Annotated in this window: 20 protein-coding genes; 7 read left to right on the top strand and 13 right to left on the bottom strand. The window is 42.0% G+C overall.

Features of this window, described 5'->3' with window-relative positions; translation table 11 throughout:
* Positions 1-204 precede the first annotated feature (204 nt).
* The 7 genes from FAM09_RS11680 to FAM09_RS11650 all read left to right on the top strand — a co-directional run bounded on the left by FAM09_RS11680 (position 205) and on the right by FAM09_RS11650 (position 9,874).
* Positions 205-3,000 carry an outer membrane beta-barrel protein gene (locus tag FAM09_RS11680; protein WP_136577300.1) on the top strand — a complete coding sequence of 932 codons (2,796 nt, stop codon included), beginning with the start codon at positions 205-207 and terminating at the stop codon, positions 2,998-3,000.
* 6 nt (positions 3,001-3,006) lie between these two features.
* Positions 3,007-3,750, top strand: coding sequence for a GLPGLI family protein (locus tag FAM09_RS11675; protein WP_136577299.1), 744 nt, complete (start codon positions 3,007-3,009; stop codon positions 3,748-3,750).
* 339 nt (positions 3,751-4,089) lie between these two features.
* On the top strand, positions 4,090-4,875 hold the full coding sequence (locus tag FAM09_RS11670; protein WP_136577298.1) for a uracil-DNA glycosylase family protein: 786 nt from the start codon (positions 4,090-4,092) through the stop codon (positions 4,873-4,875).
* Position 4,876: 1 nt separating this feature from the next.
* A complete protein-coding gene (locus FAM09_RS11665) occupies positions 4,877-6,550 on the top strand; it encodes an amidohydrolase family protein (RefSeq protein WP_166437110.1) in 1,674 nt (557 codons plus the stop codon).
* A 230-nt stretch (positions 6,551-6,780) separates the two neighbouring features.
* Positions 6,781-7,839: a saccharopine dehydrogenase family protein gene (locus FAM09_RS11660; protein WP_136577296.1), complete on the top strand. Its 1,059-nt coding sequence runs from the start codon at positions 6,781-6,783 to the stop codon at positions 7,837-7,839.
* A 192-nt stretch (positions 7,840-8,031) separates the two neighbouring features.
* Positions 8,032-8,928, top strand: a complete 897-nt coding sequence (locus FAM09_RS11655) for a DUF1338 domain-containing protein (protein ID WP_136577295.1) — start codon at positions 8,032-8,034, stop codon at positions 8,926-8,928.
* Positions 8,929-9,139: 211 nt separating this feature from the next.
* A complete protein-coding gene (locus tag FAM09_RS11650) occupies positions 9,140-9,874 on the top strand; it encodes a ThuA domain-containing protein (protein WP_136577294.1) in 735 nt (244 codons plus the stop codon).
* Between the two features lies 1 nt (position 9,875).
* Here FAM09_RS11650 and FAM09_RS11645 read toward each other — a convergent pair whose 3' ends face one another.
* The 13 genes from FAM09_RS11645 to FAM09_RS11590 all read right to left on the bottom strand — a co-directional run.
* On the bottom strand, positions 9,876-10,379 hold the full coding sequence (locus FAM09_RS11645) for a DUF2004 domain-containing protein (protein ID WP_136577293.1): 504 nt from the start codon (positions 10,377-10,379) through the stop codon (positions 9,876-9,878).
* Positions 10,380-10,449: 70 nt separating this feature from the next.
* Positions 10,450-11,088: a M949_RS01915 family surface polysaccharide biosynthesis protein gene (locus tag FAM09_RS11640; protein WP_208025546.1), complete on the bottom strand. Its 639-nt coding sequence runs from the start codon at positions 11,086-11,088 to the stop codon at positions 10,450-10,452.
* A 39-nt stretch (positions 11,089-11,127) separates the two neighbouring features.
* A complete protein-coding gene (locus tag FAM09_RS11635) occupies positions 11,128-12,129 on the bottom strand; it encodes a YeiH family protein (RefSeq protein ID WP_136577292.1) in 1,002 nt (333 codons plus the stop codon).
* Positions 12,130-12,203: 74 nt separating this feature from the next.
* The gene (locus FAM09_RS11630; RefSeq protein WP_136577291.1) at positions 12,204-13,100 is read right to left on the bottom strand and encodes a LysR family transcriptional regulator; all 897 of its coding nucleotides are present in this window, start codon (positions 13,098-13,100) and stop codon (positions 12,204-12,206) included.
* A gap of 42 nt (positions 13,101-13,142) precedes the next feature.
* Positions 13,143-14,090, bottom strand: a complete 948-nt coding sequence (locus tag FAM09_RS11625; protein ID WP_208025545.1) for an alpha/beta hydrolase — start codon at positions 14,088-14,090, stop codon at positions 13,143-13,145.
* Between the two features lie 38 nt (positions 14,091-14,128).
* Positions 14,129-14,392, bottom strand: a complete 264-nt coding sequence (locus tag FAM09_RS31555) for a phytanoyl-CoA dioxygenase family protein (protein WP_394347807.1) — start codon at positions 14,390-14,392, stop codon at positions 14,129-14,131.
* A 56-nt stretch (positions 14,393-14,448) separates the two neighbouring features.
* On the bottom strand, positions 14,449-14,811 hold the full coding sequence (locus FAM09_RS31020; RefSeq protein ID WP_208025544.1) for a phytanoyl-CoA dioxygenase family protein: 363 nt from the start codon (positions 14,809-14,811) through the stop codon (positions 14,449-14,451).
* A gap of 120 nt (positions 14,812-14,931) precedes the next feature.
* A complete protein-coding gene (locus FAM09_RS11615; protein WP_136577289.1) occupies positions 14,932-15,738 on the bottom strand; it encodes an HNH endonuclease in 807 nt (268 codons plus the stop codon).
* 166 nt (positions 15,739-15,904) lie between these two features.
* Positions 15,905-16,417: a barstar family protein gene (locus FAM09_RS11610; RefSeq protein WP_208025543.1), complete on the bottom strand. Its 513-nt coding sequence runs from the start codon at positions 16,415-16,417 to the stop codon at positions 15,905-15,907.
* A 178-nt stretch (positions 16,418-16,595) separates the two neighbouring features.
* Positions 16,596-17,219 carry a hypothetical protein gene (locus FAM09_RS11605; RefSeq protein WP_136577288.1) on the bottom strand — a complete coding sequence of 208 codons (624 nt, stop codon included), beginning with the start codon at positions 17,217-17,219 and terminating at the stop codon, positions 16,596-16,598.
* 293 nt (positions 17,220-17,512) lie between these two features.
* On the bottom strand, positions 17,513-18,706 hold the full coding sequence (locus tag FAM09_RS11600) for a DUF6932 family protein (RefSeq protein ID WP_136577287.1): 1,194 nt from the start codon (positions 18,704-18,706) through the stop codon (positions 17,513-17,515).
* A 53-nt stretch (positions 18,707-18,759) separates the two neighbouring features.
* Positions 18,760-19,413, bottom strand: a complete 654-nt coding sequence (locus FAM09_RS11595) for an EF-Tu C-terminal domain-related protein (RefSeq protein ID WP_166437109.1) — start codon at positions 19,411-19,413, stop codon at positions 18,760-18,762.
* A 340-nt stretch (positions 19,414-19,753) separates the two neighbouring features.
* The coding region (locus FAM09_RS11590; protein WP_317130684.1) for a group II intron maturase-specific domain-containing protein at positions 19,754-20,121 on the bottom strand (368 nt) is incomplete at its 5' end.

Genomic DNA, 20,121 nt, shown 5'->3' with positions numbered 1-20,121 from the left:
CTGCAGATATCCTGATTTTTTTGGTATTTTGCGTTAAGCGTTATGCATTAGGCGTTGAGCATTCTTGTCTTGTATACAATTATTATCCTTGCATAGGATAATTTGCTGATAAGTTAAGAAAAATCTATTTCTGATAACCGGTAGGCGTACGGGTTGTGAAACATCAGGCAGAACCATATTTTTGGAACAGCCCAATAGTAACCCATGACACACCCAGTATGGCCGACTACCAAAACGATGCTGCTTGCAGTGCTATGTTTTTTCTTTTGCCTGCCTGTATTTGCTCAAAAGCCCGGGCAACCGGGGAATACCATCAAAGGCAAGATAGCAGATACCGCAGAACATATAAATCTCCATTACTCCATCGTTGCATTAATTAACCTGGCAGATTCCACGTTGTATCAATCGGTGCGCACCAATAGAGGCGGTAATTTTGAGCTCACCAGCATACCACCGGGCCGGTACACCCTGATGGTGTCCTATCCGAAAATGGCCGATCATCTGCAGGAGATAACCATTACCGATACTTCCCATATAGACCTGCAAACCATTCATATGGTCAACAAGGCCGACCTGTTACAGGAAGTTATAGTACGGGCAGGCTTGCCGATACGAATGCGTGGCGATACACTGGAATACACGGCTGATAGCTTTGCGGTGAAGCCCGGTGCCAATGTAGAAGAGCTGTTTAAACGCCTGCCGGGTTTTCAGGTAGAAAAAAATGGAAAGATCATCGCGCAGGGGCAAGTGGTAGAAAAGCTTTTAGTAGACGGTGATGAATTTTTTTCCGACGATCCGGCATTGGCAGCGCGTTACCTGCAGGCGGATGCAGTAGACAAAGTACAGTTGTATGATGATAAAAGCGAAAAGTCGAAGTTTACCGGCATCGATGATGGCACCCGCACCAAAACCGTTAACCTGAAATTAAAGAAGAACCGCAAGAACGGCTATTTCGGCAAATTATCTGCCGGCAGCGATGGCCAAAACTATTACCACCACGAAGCCATGGGCGCCCTGTTCGATGGCACCCGGAAAATGTCTGTATTCGGGTTGTCATCAAAAACCGGTAAGCAGGATCTGTCTTATAATGAAATGAGCAAATATGTAACGCAGGACTATGAGATCATTGACGATGGCACCGGCGGCATCATGATTCGCTCGAACAGCGATTGGGAAGGGGAGAATTATCGTGGCAATGGTTTGCCATCGGTACAATCGGGCGGGGCGCATTATTCAGAAAAATGGAATTACGATAAACAGAAACTGGTCGGTAATTATCGGGTTAAACAGATCAATGCAACCGGCTGGCAGAACAACAACTATTTAAGTGTTTTGCCTGATGGTACTTCTTTTTCCAATGCAAGCGAAAGCCAGGAAAAGACGTACAGCTTTATGCAAAAGGCCAGCAGCAGTTTTACTTTTAAACTCGATACGTTCACGGTTATCAAAGTATCGGCCAATGGCAACTTTGGTAACACCAGCGAAAGCCGAGCCAGCTTTTCCGGATCAACGAATCAAAAAGGTATCCAGGTAAACAACAGTGAACATACAAGCCAGAACGATTTCAGCAATAAAAGGTTCGGCAGCAATATTCAATACCAGCGTAAGTTCAGAAAGGAAGGCAGAACACTGTCTCTGGCGGTTCAGCAGGAATACAATAACAAATCGGGGGATGCCTATAACTATTCCGCCAATAATTATTTTGACCCAACCTCGGGTGTTTACCGGAACGCCGATACGCTGAACCAGGTGCAAAAAAGCATTAACTCGCAGGAAACGTATGCGGCTAAAATGAGTTACACTGAACAACTGGGTAAATCATGGCGGTTGGCAGTGGAATATGGCTGGAAAAACAATGTCTCGGGCAATACTTTTAATACGTTGAACAATGTAAATGATAAATTTACCGAGCGGGTAGATACGCTTAGCAATGATTATACCTTTAACGCCACCACCCATATAACCGGCGGCTCGCTGGTATACATCATGAAAAAGGCAACAGCCACACTGGGTGGTAATGTTTTTTTTACCGGGTTTACACAAACAAATAATGATCTGCACGACCAACATACCCGCCGCTTTACCAATTTCGCACCACAGGCCACCTTTAACTTCAAGCCCAAACAAGGGCTTACACTTAACTTTTCGTATAAAGGAGAAACCGTGCAGCCAACGGTTGAACAACTGCAACCCTTGCGAAGAAGCAGCAACAGGCTGCATTCGCAAATAGGTAACCCCGATCTGCAACCGGGTTTCAGGCACAGCGGTCACCTGTATTTTTATAAAGCAAACTGGGTACAAGGTAAGTCCCTGAATGCAAATGTTAATTTCAATTATACCGCCAACAGCGTTGCCTCCAGAATATTTACCGATGCACAGAACCGCACCACCAGCCAATATATCAACCTCAATAGTATTCCATATATATACAGTAATATTAATTATAGCTGGCAATACAAAAAGTACAACCTGAAACCGGCGATAAATTTTTCCGCCAGTAAAAATGGTTATTATACCATTCAGAATGATCAAAAAATAAAGAATGAAAGCGCTAATTTAAATGCTACGTTTTCGCTCACGCATGACTGGAAGAATGTAATGAATACCAGTTATAAAGGCACCATAAGTAATATATTTGGCTGGTCTGATATTCCCGGCCGCGCCAACACGCAAAGCATTTCCCATAACCACGAGGTAGATGCAACCATATACTTACCGTGGCACATGGAAGTAACCAGCGATTGCAGCTTCAATTTTCAGCCTAAGAACGCTTCTTTTAATTCCAGGATTAATAACATTCAATGGAATGCCTTTATACAAAAGAAATTTCTGAAGAACGACCAGGCGCTGGTAAAATTCTCGGTAAACGATCTCCTTAATAACAATAATGGATACCGTCGATATGTATACGGCAGCAATGTATCTGAATCGAACCGCCTGGTGATTAAACGTTACTGGCTGTTGACCATGACCTGGAACTTTTCAAAAAGTATAAAATAATTAAGTATGAAACAGTTACTGCTTATAAGTTTTTGCTGGCTAATAATTTCAGAAAATACACAGGCGCAGGATTTTATTACCCGTGGCAAAATTGAATATGAGATCAGAAAGGATAATAAAAAGATCTATACAGATGCCGACCGGGCCCGCAGCAATTGGATTGCCAGCCTGCCGGAATTTGATATTCTGTACCGGGAACTGGTGTTCTCCAATAACCAGTTATTATATTTGCCCGGCCGCAAAGGAACGCTTACATCACACCCTAATGACAACAGTGTGTATTCCGATCTCGATACCCGGAAGACGATTGCAAAACAAACATTCATCAACGAAGCATACATCATTGAAGACAGTGTGCGCCCGATAAAATGGAAGATAGGCAATGAGATCAGGAAGATTGCCGGCTTTGAATGCCGCAAAGCCATCGGCATTATTCACGACAGTGTATATGTAGTAGCGTTTTATTGCCCGGAGATCATTCCGCAAGGCGGACCCGAATTCTTTTCAGGTTTGCCGGGCATGATCCTGGGACTGGCCATTCCACGCTATTTCACTACCTGGTTTGCTACAAAGATTGAATTGGCCAGTCTCGACGAATCGACAATAGCCCCGCCAACCGTGAAGAAAAGTAAACAGTATAGCAAAAATGAACTGGCCGATATACTTAGCAGGAAATATAAGGAAGCTGGCTGGTGGAAAGAGGCCTCTGCAAAAAGAGCTTTAAAAGAATTGGACCGTTATACCTTTTAACGCTTAAAGCCGAACGCAGAACGCAAAAAGCAAAAAGGGTTCGCTGATATAGGTTTAGCATTCCGGGTTTAGCAAATTAAAATCAGTAAAACTACGTTTGTGTCGAAGCTTTAGAGTTAGTAGCTTTAATCTATTGAGTTCCCACCCAACTAACCTTCTCTGTTGATGAACTAAGTAAGTTACCAGTTACCTGTTACCGGGTACCAGTTGCCTGTTACCAGCGCTCGAATAATTAGTAGGTTGTCTAAAAAGCAGCTTTCCGCATTAAGCCCTGGGAACCGGAAACCGGTAACCATTAGGAAACCGGCAACTGATTCATTCACTATTAAACCATCAGATATGATCCAATTCGACAAAGGCCCCGGCGCTGCGTTTGCCAAACACTTTGCGGCCTTACCCGATCATGATGCTTACAAAGAACATTTCTGGTACGACTGGGGCCCGGTATTTTATCGTGGCCGTCTCGATGGAAGCGCAAAGATCATTTGCATTGCTTCCGATCCCGGCCCTACCGAACGGATAGCCGGTCGCAACCTGGTAGGCAATGCCGGCCAGCGCGTACAGGGATTTCTACATAAAATAGGCCTTACCCAATCGTACGTTTGCCTGAATGGGTTCGCCTTTGCCTTATTTCCCAGCCACCTCGGCGATGGTATAAAACTGTTAAGCCAGCCCGAACTGACCGCCTGGCGCAACAAGCTGTTCAACATGCTAAAGAAGCCCTCGCTGCAGGCGGTAGTAGCGTTTGGTGCGGTTGCCCAAAAAGCAGTGGCGTTATGGAACACCAAAGGCAACATCCCGGTCTTTGAAACATATCACCCCAGTTATCACTCGGGTGGTGCGGCCGGTGAAAAGAAAATGCTGACCGACTGGAACCGGGTAATTAATGAATTACGCCAGATTATAACACCCGACGAAGGCGCATCTACCAGCCTGCCATTGTATGGAGAAAAGTTTGCAGAGCAGGATTATGCCGCCATTCCGCGCATTGATCTGCCCTTTGGTTTACCCGACTGGTTTGGGAACGATGCCTTCTTTAGAAAAAAGCGTGGTATGAACAGTGTTAGCAGGCCTTCGCCCGATGACCGACACACCCTTGAATGGAAAGCCCCCAAATTCAATTAACATGGCTAAAAAGAAATCACCGATAGACCCGCTGGAAAGCGCCCACTACGGGTTACACGGCACCATTGTAACCATGGCCGGCCCAAACGAAATTACCAAAGGCACCATTTACGTAAACGCTGCCCGAATAGAAGCCATCATCCCTGATGGCAAACCGGTTCCGGACACACTGGCCAATTACCCGGTGTACAAAACAAAAGGCACCATCTTTCCCGGATTTATAGAACTACACAATCATTTAAGTTATAACTGCCTGCCCATGTGGGAGGTGCCTAAGCGATATGAGAACCGGTCGCAATGGAGCGGCATTGACCCATATAAACAACGGATCAGTTATCCCATGAACTTATTGGGAAAAACAAAAGGATATGTAGAAGCCATTGTACGGTATGTAGAATGTAAATGCCTGGCCGGCGGCGTAACCACTTCGCAAGGCATTATGCTCTTCAGCAATGCGGGCATTAAAAAATATTACCGTGGCATCGTGCGCAATGTGGAAGAAAGCGGCGATATCAATCTCCCTGATGTAGATGCACATATTCCCGATATCACGGCCCGCGATGCAGAAAAGTTTTCAAGGCAATTGCAAAAAAGCACCTGCTTACTGTTGCACCTGAGCGAAGGAACGAATGCATCGGCCCGCAGGCATTTTGAAAACCTGAAATTCAGCGAAACCGATTGGGCCATTGGGCCTTCGCTTGCCGGAATTCATTGCGTGGCCCTGCAAGCGCAGGACTTTGCCATCATGAAACAAAAAGGCGCTTCCATGGTATGGTCGCCCTTTAGCAACCTGTTGTTATACGGACAAACAGCCGATATAAAAAGCGCTAAGGAAAGCGGTATCACCATTGCATTGGGAAGCGACTGGTCGCCCAGTGGCAGTAAGAACCTGCTGGGCGAATTGAAGGTGGCCAAACTCTACAGCGATGCCAACGGCAAACTGTTCAACGATTATGAATTGATTGCAATGGCTACCAAAAACGCCGCCCGCATAATTAAATGGGATAAGGAATTGGGAACATTGGAAAAAGGCAAGCGGGCTGACCTGGTGGTTATAAAAGGGCAGGGGAATGATCCGTATAAAACCATCTTAAACGCTTCTGAAAAAAGCATAGCGCTGGTGGTAATTAATGGAACCCCGCGATTTGGCGATGCCACCCTGATGCGGAAATTCGGCAGCAGCGGCACAGAGCCCAAAACGATCAGCAAGAAACCAAAACTATTCAACCTAAAACAAATAACGCAGGATCCCGTGGTAGGCGAACTTACTTTATCACAAGCCACCCGGCGAATGAAAGATGGCCTGCTCAATATCAGGAAACTGGCCACCCGGTCGTTGCCCTTACGCGGGATGTTAGATAAGCAGGGGAACCGGTTCCTGGTGCCGTTGAAAGCCAGGCCCGAGGCAAATGCCGAACCGGAATGGGTGTTGGTGCTTGACCATAATGAAGATGAAGGCGAAGCCGTTCGTCCGCACTTTGACCCCATGGCCAAATACGGACTGCCGTTTAAAAAGCAAGCGCCCATGGAAATAACGCCCGAAGTGCTGGTGCCTATTCAACTCGATGCACTCACCGTAGCCGGTGACCCAACATTCTTTAAAAGAGTAGCCGCACAAATGAACCTGCCGGATTATATTAAGACCGGCCTGAAAAAAATGTATGGGGATTTGTAAATTCGCCATCTTTGAATACATTCGCATCGTGAATGACAATGTAAAAATATTCTACTCCTACCTCGCATTTCTGCGAAGTGCATGCGCTAATGTGCCATAGTGCGCATGTCTCCCGTACATATTTCAATCCAGATTTATTGCTGTATTTTTAATTAACCAATGAGCTTCAACGCGTAAGCGAGGCTGGTTAATTAATTGCATTATTATTTATTCTTTAACTAAAAAAAGTTATGAAACATATTGCCGTTATCGGACTGGGCAAGGTGGGTTCGCTGGTAGCCACTTTGTTGAATGATATCTTTACTGTTACCGGAGTTGATCAGAAAGCGCCTGAGAACCTGCCATTTAAAGTAGTTACCGGAGATATTACTGACGCTAAGTTCCTGGAAGAGTTATTATCGAAACAGGATGGCGTAGTATCGTGCCTGCCTTACAACCTCAATTTACCGGTAGCGGAAGCGGCCTATAAAACCGGCATTCATTATTTCGACCTCACCGAAGACGTACCCACTACCAGCGCTATACGCAAAATGGCCGAAACCTCAAAAGGCGTAATGGCGCCTCAATGCGGCCTGGCCCCCGGGTTTATTGGGATCGTGGGCGCCGACCTGTGCCATCGCTTTACCAAATTGCGTGATGTAGAATTGCGGGTAGGCGCTTTACCACGCTTTCCGAATGGATTGATGGCTTATTCCTTTACCTGGTCGCCGGCCGGGGTGATCAATGAATACATCAACGACGCCGAAGTGATCCACAATGGTATTCGAAAAATGGTACCGTCTTTGGATGGTATAGAGCAGATCAATATAGAAGGGCAGGAGTTTGAAGCCTTCAGCACCAGCGGCGGATTAGGCACTTTATGCGAAACGCTGGAAGGTAAAGTAGATACGCTGAACTACAAAACCATCCGGTATCCGGGGCATGCCCGCCTGATGCGTTTTTTATTATATGAACTGATTTTGAAAGATAAGCGGGCCTTAACTGAACAAATATTAACGGAAGCCAAACCACCGGTACGGGAAGATGTTGTATATGTGTATGCCGTAGTGGAAGGTTGGAAAGGGCAGGAGCTGGCGCGGGAAGAATTCTACCAGGCATATCACCCGATAACCATCAATGGCAAAGAGTGGCGCGCTATTTCCTGGACAACCGCCGCATCGGTAGCCGCCGTAGTGGAAATGGTAGCCAATAAAGAGTTGCCGCAAAAGGGATTTATTAAGCAGGAAGAAATTTCGTTTGAGAAGTTTTTGAAGACGAAGAATGGAAGTTTGTACGGGAAAAGCGAGTAGTAAGTGGCGAGTAGCGAGTAGGGTTGAAAAGGCAGGAGGTAGGTTCCAGGTTACAAGGTGCAAGCAGAAAAGCGAACCTTGAAGTGTCAATGGTAAATACCTGAAATTCGCGAAGCCGGAATAATTTAGATCCTCTCGAATAAAAGTACCACAAACCACAAACCATAAACAGATTTTAATAAACGACAAAGCATGTCAACAATACTAGACAACGTTTTAAATGGTTTAATGAGTCGCTATCGTGACCGGGTGCCCGATGTATCGGGGATTATCAACGCCATGATAAAGGAGAATATCATACAGCAGGCGGCTGATATTGAAAATGATCATATTGCATTTCGCACAATGGGCGTACCGCACCTGGGCATTCAATCGCTTGAAAAGATCTTTTTGCACTACGGATACCAGAAAAGAGATTACTATCATTTCCCCGAAAAGAAGCTCGACGCATATTGGTATGCGCCACCATCTCCCCATTACCCGCGCATATTTATCAGCGAGCTGCGGGTAAAGGACCTGTCGCCCGAAGTGCAGCAGATTATCACCAGCTATACCAATGAAGTTACGGCCGATCCGGTTAGTCAATTGGATCTCGATGATGCCGCGGCGGTAGACCAGTTCCTGCACAGCGGGTTGTGGCGTTTGCCTACCTGGCATGATTTTGAAGCATTGGGCGCGCAGAGCGAATATGCGGCGTGGGTGATCTACAACCGGTATTACCTCAATCATTTTACTATAAGTGTACATAACCTCAAAGAAGGCTACAATACCGTAGCGGAGTTCAATACCTTTTTGGAGCGCAATGGATTTAAGTTGAACAATGCGGGCGGAAAGATCAAGACCAGTCCGGATGGCGGGTTGTCACAAAGCTCAACCGTAGCGGAAATGATCGACGCTCAATTTGCAGGCGGCGAGGTACACCGGATCTCAGGGTCGTATATAGAATTTGCCGAAAGACGCATTTTGCCGCAATTTGCGCATTTGCCGAAAGACCAGGTGCAGCGTATACATCGCCGGGAAGGATTTGAAGCAGGCAACGCCGATAAAATATTTGAAAGCACCTATAGTTCGCAGACGCGGAGGAATTAAGCGTAAGTCGGCTATGCAGAAAGTCGGGAGTTTGGAAGAAGTTAGCAGCCAATGCAACCTTCTTCAGGGCTTTTCCGACTTTCCCCTTTCTGGGATAAAATTCAAGACACAAGGTTCAAGGTAGAAGCTTTTGCGCCTTGCTTCTTGTGCCTTGTGCCTTAATTTTGCTATCTTTCAGCACCAGTACAAGCATGTAAAAAATAATAATATCATGAAGAAGACGATAGTAGCCTGCCAATTGATCATTGTATTAACCGCTCTTATTACGCTGTCATGCACGGTAGATAACGGTAAAAAAGACAGCATACTGGTATTTTCAAAAACAGCCGGCTATCATCACAAATCGATTGACGTTGGTATAAAGACCATTCAGCAATTGGGCTTGAAATATAATTTTACTGTAGATACCACTACCGATTCAACAAAGTTCGTAGCTGGCAATTTGAAGAAATATGCCGCCGTGATCTTTTTAAATACAACCGGTGATGTGCTGAACGATGAGCAGCAAAACGCATTTCAGCAATACATTAAGGCAGGCGGCGGTTTTGCAGGTGTGCATGCTGCCTCCGATACCGAATACGGATGGCCCTGGTTTGGTAAACTGGTAGGCGCCTATTTTGTAAAACATCCTAAAATTCAGGAGGCGGTGCTGATCATCAATGACAGTACCAATATAGCTACGAAACATTTACCCCGCCCCTGGAAACGTACCGATGAATGGTATAATTTCAAAGATATTCAAAGCGACCTGCATGTGCTCATTTCAATAGACGAAACTTCGTATAGCGGAGGATCTAATGGCGCCAATCATCCCATGAGCTGGTATCATAATTTTGATGGCGGTCGCGCATTTTATACAGCATTAGGTCATACCGAAGAGTCCTATGCCGATCCTTTGTTCCAGGAACATTTATGGGGTGGTATAAAGTATGCGATGGGGAAGTAGGTTAACTTTCCATCGTTATATAATCCATTTCTCCATTTTCATCTGTAAAAATAACTACCAGGTAGTCTGTCAGATCGCGCCCTATGGAGTAATCAAAAATGGCAAACTGATCTTCTTCTCCATCAGGATAAAAACCTACCCTCACAAGCCGGAGGGCTTTTATTAATTGCTGCGCAGGCGCAATGGATTTATTGTTGAAATCAACCAGTTCAGCCAGGTCATCCTTGTCAATTTCTTCCAGGTGATGTTCAACATAGGTCTTAACCGTATCGCCATCCTCGTCAGCAAAATCCTGTTCTATATATTTCCTGTTCTTACTGTCGTAATCCTTCAGGTTCTCCAAAAACTTTTTTACCAGGTCCATTCGTTGGGGGGCAATCGTCTTGGTCCCAAAATTCAGGTCAATATCAACTTCTTCTCCATTAAATTCTATTTCTGTATCATAATATTCTTCCAGGTTTGCCAGATCAATGGGTTCAAAATGCGGTAAAGTGTACTTGCTCATAATAATTTTTTAGGGAATGCTTTATAGAATTTTGTATGCCAATTTAAAGGTTTTGCAGCTACAACTTATATCACTCCCACACCTGCATAATATTTTTATTCCAAAGCTGTAATGCAAAATCCCTGAATGCTTTTGGACCGGCATTAAACGCCTCGTCAAACTTATAATCGCCGCCATTAAACTTAGTAGCAGACACCCTCACTTTATTATGTCCCCGCATGGCGAACTTTTGTGCTCCTTCATACATGATTATTTTCATTGTTAACGGACTTACATCACCATGGCAAACGGTTTTATACATGAGCCACACTTCACCAACTCCATCATTATTGAGGTCTGTTACCTGTAATGTATTTTTAATGAAACTGGCTTCAAGGTCAACCATACAGTCACTTATGAAATCATACACTTTCCACGTTAATTGCAGGGAATCACCAACGAGATAATGACCGGCATACAATTCTACATCAGAGCCATCATTTTCATGTTTGAATTTTGGGTTGTTATGAATGCCGGTTTCTGAGGTAACCAGAATATTATCGCCCAGCTTATCCGTCCACCGAATAGCGTTCTTTAGTTTACCCAAGTACTTTATGCCAGCAGGTATTTTGCTTTTATCAAGATCTGTAACTTTTATTGTTCCCTGGGCTACATTGGCCAGGGGTAGGAGCGTGGCCAGACCGAAAATAAGAGCGACTAACTTTTTCATCGCACCAAAATAACACAAAAGCTTAATGGAAAAAATAGATCACCAATAAAGAATAGTTAATAAGGTAGCGTAGGAAATGATCAACCACAAAATCAACCCCTGTAGTATGGGTTTTAATCCTACCGACCTGACCGTTTTACCAGAGAGGCCGCAACCGATTAAGAAAAGCGTTACCGTCAATACCGATTTTGATATGCCGACGATGTGGTTATGGTATTGCTGGATAGCGGGGACGTACGTGTTCAGGCATATTGCCACTACAAAAAGACCAATAAAATAAGGTATTTTAATGGTTGCGCCTTTGTTTTTAAAGATCAACGTACTGAAAAAAGCAACCGGCACAATCCATAACGCCCTGGCCAGTTTTATTGTGGCGGCCACTTCCAATGCTTCGTTCCCATATTTACCAGCAGCACCCACTACTGAACTGGTATCGTGTATGGCAATGGCGCACCAAAGTCCAAATTGGGTTTGACTCAACTGGAACTTATAGCCAATGATAGGAAATAAGACCAGGGCAATTGCATTTAGAATAAACGTAGTGCCTAACGCCACGCTGATCTGTTTTTCTTCTGCTTTTATAACCGGTGAGATCGCAGCAATGGCGCTGCCGCCACAAATCGCCGTTCCCGCAGCAATGAGGTACGATGTTTTGTTGTTTGTTTTAAAAACAAATCCAATTAAATAACCGATGACCAGGGTGCCGGCAATAGAAGCGATGGTGATCAGCATTCCTTCTTTTCCTGCCTGCAGGGCTGTGGAAACATTCATCCTGAAGCCTAATCCTACTACGGAGATCTGCAATAAAATATGCGAGACCTTATGATTTAAATGCATGTAAGGATGCCCAATGAATTGTGCAATTACTAACCCAATTAATAATGCAAGGGGAGGGGAGATTAGCGGGGAGATGCAAAAGACAAGCGCCAGTAAAAAGATCAACTCGCGGGTAGTGATGCCCGCCGGGCTGAACGTCGTTCGGGCGAGGCTTTTGTCTAAAAAATTCCGTTCTTCTTTCCGGGTAATATTGTCCGTTTCCATTTTGCGCTGGTAATTATTCCAGGCGCAAAGATTAAAAACGGTTGAAGTAAAGAGAAATGACTTGATTTAATGTGCTATAACTTAAAGTTATCAGCCGAAATGAATTTAATAAACAGCTCAGACAGGTGATGCTTGTCGCCCTGCTGTATAACAAAGTAGAATGACCGTTCTATGCTCAGGTCTTTTATATCGATTATGGTCAGCTCATTACTTTTCAATTCTTTTAAAATAGAGTGTACAGAAAGAAATGCGAAGCAATCTGAGCTTGACAGGTACGACTTAATGCTCTCCGTACTATCCAGCACCATCTCAATTTTTAGTTGTGACACTTTAATGCCCGCTTTTTTTAACGCTGTGGCTATCACTTCCTGCGAACCGGAACCTTGCTCTCTTATGAGCAATGGCAATTCTTTTAACGATGCCAGTGAAATGGATTGCTTTTTAATGACCGGATTACCCGTTCTGGTGCACAGTACCATTTCATCTTTAAGGAATGTGGTATACTTGAGCTGTGGTCGTTTGGATTGCCCTTCAATAATACCAAAATCAATTTTATTGGCGATGAGGGCGTTTTCAATATGCTCGGTATTGTTGGCAGTCAATTCAATTTTAGTGTCGGGAAATTTTTGTTTGAAGGAAGCTAAATATTTCGGTAATACATATTGGGCAACGGTAGTGCTGGCGCCTATCCTGATAGTTCCTTTTACATTTTCATTGATAGCAGCCAGGTCAAATTCTATATTCCGGTAAATATCAAACAACTGTTCGGCATGTTCCAGCAAAGCAGTTCCGGCCGATGTCAGTTTGATTTTAGTACCGTTCCGTTGAAATAGCCGGGTCTTATAGTAAGTTTCTATTTCGTGGATGTGCTTGGTTACTGCGGGTTGCGTTATAAATAACTCTTCCGCAGCTTTTGTAAAATTCAGTCGCCTGGCAACGGTATAGAATACTTTTAATCGGAAGTCAAACATTTGTCGCGAAATTATCCCTTTTTGTTTGTCAAAGTCACCTTCTTATTCTGTCGTCAAAAACTGTTGTATATCCTGTGTCCATTCCTGTTTATATTTTGTCAGGTAGTTTTCGTGTCCTGCTTTTTGATAGATCTTCAGTTTTTTCTGTCCGGCTAAATTATTGAAAATATTGTCAGTTTCTTCTCTGCTAACTTTCTCGTCCTTTGCACCATAAAGCAAAAGTGTTGGGCAATGTATATTTCTGGCGTATGCTGTCGGGTTGTGTCCAAATGCCCAAAAACCGTTTTGTAGACCGCCCCAAAAAACCAAAAGTCCTGCCATTGGAAAAGTGGGTGCATTCATTGTCCTGAACCTTGCACAAACTGTTTTATACATTGAGCCAAAAGGGCATTCAATTATTATTCCTTTTGGTTTAATGTTAAAGTCACTAATCGCTTTCATTATCGCAACTGACCCCATAGAAGTCCCAAATAAGAAAAGGTTTTGTTCACCTTTTTCAATCAGGTAGTCAAAACAGGTTTTTACCTGCTCTGCTTCTAAACATCCAATGGTTGTCTGGTTACCTTCAGAACCACCTGAACCCATAAAGTCAACCAGGAATGTGTTGTAGCCAAGTTCAAGAAAAATTTCTGCTTTGTCAAGCATTGATGATTTGTTGCCGCCGAAGCCGTGAAAAAGAATTACTGTCCCTTTTGAGTTGTTTGTCTTAATTCTCCAACATTCAATTTCTCTATTGCTTTTAAGTTTTATTGGTTCGTAGTCCCTTGTGGGAACAGTTTTGTTTTCTGGTCTTGGATTGCTGACACCAAAGATCAAAGTTTTTATTTTCTGCCCTGTTGAAAGTGTTTTAGGGTCTTTTGTCTTTTCTGTTGTACTGTTTGCAAAGTGTGTGAATTTGTAAGAATGGAAAACTGCAACAACATTCATCAGAATGAAAATAGTCGTTATAGTCCAAAGGCTACGTTTTATCCATTTTCTCTTTTTTGTCAAGGCGTTAGGTTGTTTAGTTGTGGTCTTTTGGGTTACCACTAACCGCATGTTAGCGGCAGGTCTGTCAGGTTTATTCGTTCGGCCCATTTCAGTTCTTTCGGCAATTCAACGTTCGAAAGTTCTATATGTATCACTCGTCTTTTTTTGTTGTTAGTGGTCCTGCTGGAGCTATGTAATGTCAATGGTTTCATTAGCATAAGTCCACCTTGTTTAACACAACAAGTTGTTTCAGTTTCTTTGTCCCAATTAATCGTCTCTGGCCTATAAATTTTCTTTAAGTGTGATTTTGGAACAACTCTCAAAGCGCCATTGTTTTCGTCTGTGTCGTCAAGATGTATTCTAATTGTCGTAATGTTTTCTAAAATTTCTGTGGGTGGTTGTCAACAGAAATTGTCAGGTCTTGATGATATGAAACATACCAATTTGAAGTTTCTGGCTTATCGAAATAAATACTTTTAACCACAAAGAAGTTGTCGCCCAATATTTCCTTAATTACTAGTTTTAATTTGTTATTAAAAATCAGGTCAAAAGTGTTGGGCAACTCTTTAAAAAATTGTCTGATTGCAAACAGGTCTGACGACTTTCTAAATGTGTCTTTTGAAGTGTCTGCATTGTTGATTGCTGTTAAAATATTTTCTACTTCGTCAATTGAATAGATATTCTCAACGACTGAAAAGCCGTTGTCCAAAAGTTCTTGTTTATGTATTGCTGTGTTGTTCATTTTGCTGATGGTTCGGTTTGGGTATTACCGAAAGCGGTGATTTCAGCAGTGCCGTTCAATAGAATTAAATTGGCGTCAGTCAAATAGTAATGCGTCGGCCCCGCTTTTGGCTACACCTTGTTATGTATTGTAGTTCGTTTTAATTACCTCAATTTTAAAGTCTTTTCCATTCAGTGAGCCGCTCAACCTGTCAAGCATCTGCTCAACGATTTTTAAGTCGCCGTAGTCAAATTCCTTGTGGTGATTAGGGCATAAAACAAGAAGATTACCTAAAACGCTTTGTCCGCCTTTATTTACAGCTATCACATGAGCTACTTCAACATAATTTATACCTGCCTTAGTTTTTATTTCCGAATTGCAGTTGGGAAACTGGCATTTGAAATTCGCTGCCTTTTTGAGCAGGGTCACAATTCTTCGGTCTTTGCGTAATGTTAATTCAATCTCTTTTATTCGTTTCTCTGGCTCTACTTGCCGCATTTGTTCATTTAATGCAGCAAGAGCAGTCATAAGGTTTTTTTCAGTCTCTACATGTCGTGAAGTGTCTGGCGAAAGATTGATATTGACGGCAAAAGTAGTAAGAGTGTTACAAAATTCATGGTTGGTAATATTTTGAAAACCCAATCCAAAATTGCCACAAAAGTTTTTGAAGTCATTAAAGTAGGGTAATCCGTTGAGAAGAATGGGGTGCTCGAAATGGAAGCCGGTCCCGTAAGCATAAAAAAAGTCTGCGTCTTTTTCTACTACTTCAATTAGGAAAAAAGACCATAAATAATACCGTTTAATTTTCTTGCCTGTACCTACGATAAGAAAGCAATAATCGCCAATTGCCTTTTCTACCGATTGCTTACGTGTAAAGAAACTGAAATCGCCTCTGATAGTTGTTGTAAATGCAACCTCGTCAACATTGCTACTTTCCGTGTCTGGCAAGTAACCCATGTTTTCAGTGTTGTGATATTGAATGTAATACTGTTTCAAGCCGTAAGAAATAATGGTTGGCTGAAGTTAGAAGAAGTCGTTAGTTTTCGACAAATTCAATGTGTTCATGGCCTTTTATAATAGACACTAAAATATTATAGAGGACGTCTCCTTCTCCTCACTGGTTTAGGTCGACCTTACTTTTATTTGAATTTTCCCAAATTAGTTTCACCGGTTCATTGTATTCGTGGACCCCAAATCCTCCTCTCAATAAATCATTAAAAGCGTCTAAATTATGCCCTGTGTTCCAATTGAGATTCTTTGTCAGTACTTTATCAACTTCCGTATAAAATTCTTCTAATGTTGTAAAATTATTTCCGTCAATTACCAACGTTTTCTTTGTTGTTGATTGTTCTTGAGGAAGAATTTTTACGAATTCACTTTTGAATAGGATCTCGTCAGAAAATGATATGTCTGGAATAATATCGAAAGGTGTTGTATCTTCTGTTACTAAACTTTGTCCAATTAAATTATCATCTATTTGTATAACATAAAAGTTGCCATTAATCCATATGTCAATCATAATTGCACCGGAGTCAAATCGATGAACCTCGTGTTTTAGGTTGTGTCGTTCTAAATTGTCAACAATATATGATAGTAAATGTGTCACTGTTAAGGTCTGTGGCGGCATTCATTTCTCGTCCAGCCCGGAGCCACTGATCGGATTTATTTTGTTGTCGAATATAAGAACTAAAGGTTTGGTTTTATTCTTCAAGCTGGAACTGCTGCTGATGCCCGCAAATAGCCGGAGTTTTAAGTGTCGCCCCGATATAGCAACAAACCTCATGTATGCATCAGTTTTATTGTCGTTATATCATAGGCGGTTCACCAAAAACCACTTTTCTTATCTGGTCGCCAATTGAAAGCTTGTGTCCAATTGGCAACATATTCTCAAAGCTTAACGATTTATAGGCAACATATCTAACTTTCCAATTCTTGTCATACAACTTCTGTTGTAAAGAGTCTACAATTAAAGACTTATTTCTAACTGATGGGTTTGCCAAATAAGCTGGCAGTGTCCAAATCGCTGCAAGTTTTGACGCAAGGTTATCCGAGTCTGTTTCTTTATGAAGACGGTCAACAATACTTTGAACAAAAGGTCTATGGTCTTTTTCTATGTAGGCAAACTCCATGAGGCAGCTCAAAATGTCCTGTGGTTTATTGGCAATTTTTGCTTGCTCAAATATTGCATCTAATGTGTCAACATAAAACTGCCCCCAAGTGTCAGTTTCTTTTGACAATGCTTCTAAAACAACGGCTAACGGCGTAAGCTTATTGTCAAATTGAACTTTCTCCAAGTCTCGCTTAAAAGTTTGGGGATTGGTATTAGCATACTGAAGTATGTCCTTTATTAATTGTTGTTTTAGGCCTTCAGAGGCGGTCTCCCAATAACTTTTAATGGCGTCGCCAAACTGGTTTACAAATTGATTCATGTTTATATATCGTAGGGACTGGGTGTAAGTTAAAATTGCTGCTTACGATTTCAGGATTTGCGGGTGGGCTTTTGAAACCGCCATCGGAATGCAGTAGTCCAACAGTTTGTCGAAATCGTCTCTGATGCTTTTTCCCATGGTTGATATATATTGTCGTTGCAGTTAACGATCAGGCAATTTCGCTGTTTATTCGGAGCTCAAAACTTTCGACTACAACAAAACTGTCTGCAGAGCACGAAACCCCGCTTATTGCAAATGTGCTGTTACCTGTTGAGCTTCTTTCAGCCTGCTGTTTATTTGATAATGTAATTGCTATTTGTCTTTTTTCTTCTGAAATATTCATACATCTCTATTTGCATTGCATTCTTATTAGCATTTAAAAATGGCATCCATTTTGTCTCAATTATGTCCCGTTTAATTGTATTAGTGTGAGAGAATATTGTGTTTTTGCTTTGTGTCAACATCGAGGTTTTATTTGAAAATCCGTCAACTCCAGCTTTACCAAATAAAGGACTCATTCCAATATATTTTTTCAATTCTGTTTCTGGCATATATTTTACAAATTCGTCATTAGGAGCGATCATATTGTAAACACTCCCAACACTAAGTCCCCTATATTTTTCCCAGTCAAAGTCAGAATGTAAAATCGAGCCTGTTAGTATAATGCTGTTGAAACAAACAGGTGGGCATTCTCCTTCGTCAAAACCAGTTAAGTATGCTCCAATTATATAAGTTCCAAATGAATGAGCAATTATAGAAACATTGCTATCATACCTTTGTTGAATATCATAAACCCATTCCCTAAAGTCATCTACAACTTTAGCTCTTTTGTCCTTGCTAAATAATAAGTCTGGTCTATTTGTTTCGTAAATGTAAGGAGCAAAAATCCATCCTTGGCTGCTTGAAATTGGAGCGATGTCCATATTCCATTCTGCTCTACTAAGTAGTCCGTGAATACTTACTAAAATTCCTGCTTTTTCATTAATATCTATTAAGCTTCTGTCGTTGTAAACACGCTTAATTATTTCAAATGAATTTTCATCAGGCTGATGTTTTATTTCCCATTTATCATTGTTGTCGTAAAGGTCAATTTGAACAACCCCAATATTCTCGTTTGCTAGCCTTCCTGATGAAAATAATTTGATGAAAGAGTCAATCAAGTTGCGACTTTCCATTGAAGCATATAGAATGTCAAAACGTAACCCTGCAATTGATACTGTTTCTGTATGCGATGGGATATATTTGTCCTGCTGAAAAACCATCACACAGTCAATGTCATTAGGTTTTTCCTTGTTACTAATAAATGAACCACCAACAAATACATGAACAGCATATCTTTCTTTCGCAAAGTCTAATATGTCGCTGATTGGTTTTGTAAATTGTCGCCTGTTTTCAGTTGAGCAAAATCTGTCAATAAACTCTTTTCCAGAGCAAATATGGATTCCGCTTGGGAGTTTACCATTTTGGTCAAAGTCAGGTAATTTCATTTTATATTTTGTGTCTTATTGTTTTGGAGTTGCGTCACAGCTTTGCAGGTAATTTACCTGCTGGTTTTTACCAGTCTGTCGTTTAAGATGTCAATTATTATTCCTGTGCCAATAACTTTTGACCCTTCTCTAAACTCAAATGTCATTCCTTCTGTCAATGTATGTTCAAAATGTTCAACCGATATAATTCTGATTGATGCTTCGACTGTGTCACCAGGATAAACGGTATCTTTGTTTAAGAATGTTTGCTGTCCCGATGTTTGTATTTCATCAAAGTCAAACTTTACTTGTGGTCTATATCCGGAAAATACAGGTGTCTGTCGACCGCCTTCCTCGGTTGTCAAATATTTAAGTTCAGCAATAAAGTCAATGCTTTGCATTTGCTGTTCATAATGGAAAAGAACATCGCTTAGTATTTTGTCAAAGTCACTTTGAAGATAAAAACGCTCTGATAAGTCAAGCATTTGAAAAATTGAACTGCCTGCCTCATGTCGCCAGGCATTGTCAAGAGGCTTATTTGTGATTTTCTCTTTTGTCAAAGGGGAACCAAAGTGCAGTTTCAATTCTTTTACAAAATCTGATATGTCAGTTTGATTGAAAGTGTCCCAGTCTGTTGCAGCATTTAAAAAAAGTTGTGCAATGTCTTTACGCTTATGGTCAGCTTTGTCAATGTTAATCAGAGCTTCCAATTGTGCGATCTTTGTCAATCTTGAATTGTTAGGTTGCATCGTTTTAAGCTTGCAGGTAACATTATTTCCCCACCATTATACGCTATTCAAAGCCGAAATCTATTTTTCAAACCACTCTTTTTTTAGCTACTAAGCAAAAAAAGAGCGGTTATCACCGGTTAGCGCAAATACAACTTAGGTTAGCCCGGTTGGAGTAGGGGAGTGCTGGCACCCCTCCTTCAAACAATTATTTCCTGGTTTTATTTGTTAGGCATTTTCTGCACTGGCACGGGTCGAGTAGATAAGGACATTTCAGTCCAAACCTCTCACAAAACCGTACGTGAAGCTCTCGCTTCATACGGCTTTTCATTGTCAAACATTAGGGAATCACACCTTGCATCCAGTGTTCAAATAGTAGTGGCTCTTTCGTAGCTACTGCTTTTAACCAGTCTGCTGCCAGCCATGATCTCCTTTTAAACCTTTTGAATTTTCTACGAGCCCATAACATCAGCCGATGGTTTATATACCTTAGCCTGAGTTTGAGCTCGGACGGATAAAACTTGCCATAGCTATTGAACCATCCTCTTATTTTTGGATTCAGTTCATTCGCTATTTCTACTAAATTGACAGTCGTTGTTTTAAGTGCATGACAGGCCTTTACTTTCTCCTTTATTGCTTTGATCGACTTTTTGCTTACTGCAGGAAGAAAACTAGTGAAACATTCACTTTTCTTATCTCTGGCTGCTC

It is taken from the genome of Niastella caeni (assembly GCF_004834005.1).
In the GTDB taxonomy this organism is placed as follows: domain Bacteria; phylum Bacteroidota; class Bacteroidia; order Chitinophagales; family Chitinophagaceae; genus Niastella; species Niastella caeni.
Note: the sequence above shows the minus strand (reverse complement) of the source record. Positions and strands in the feature narration are given on the sequence as shown.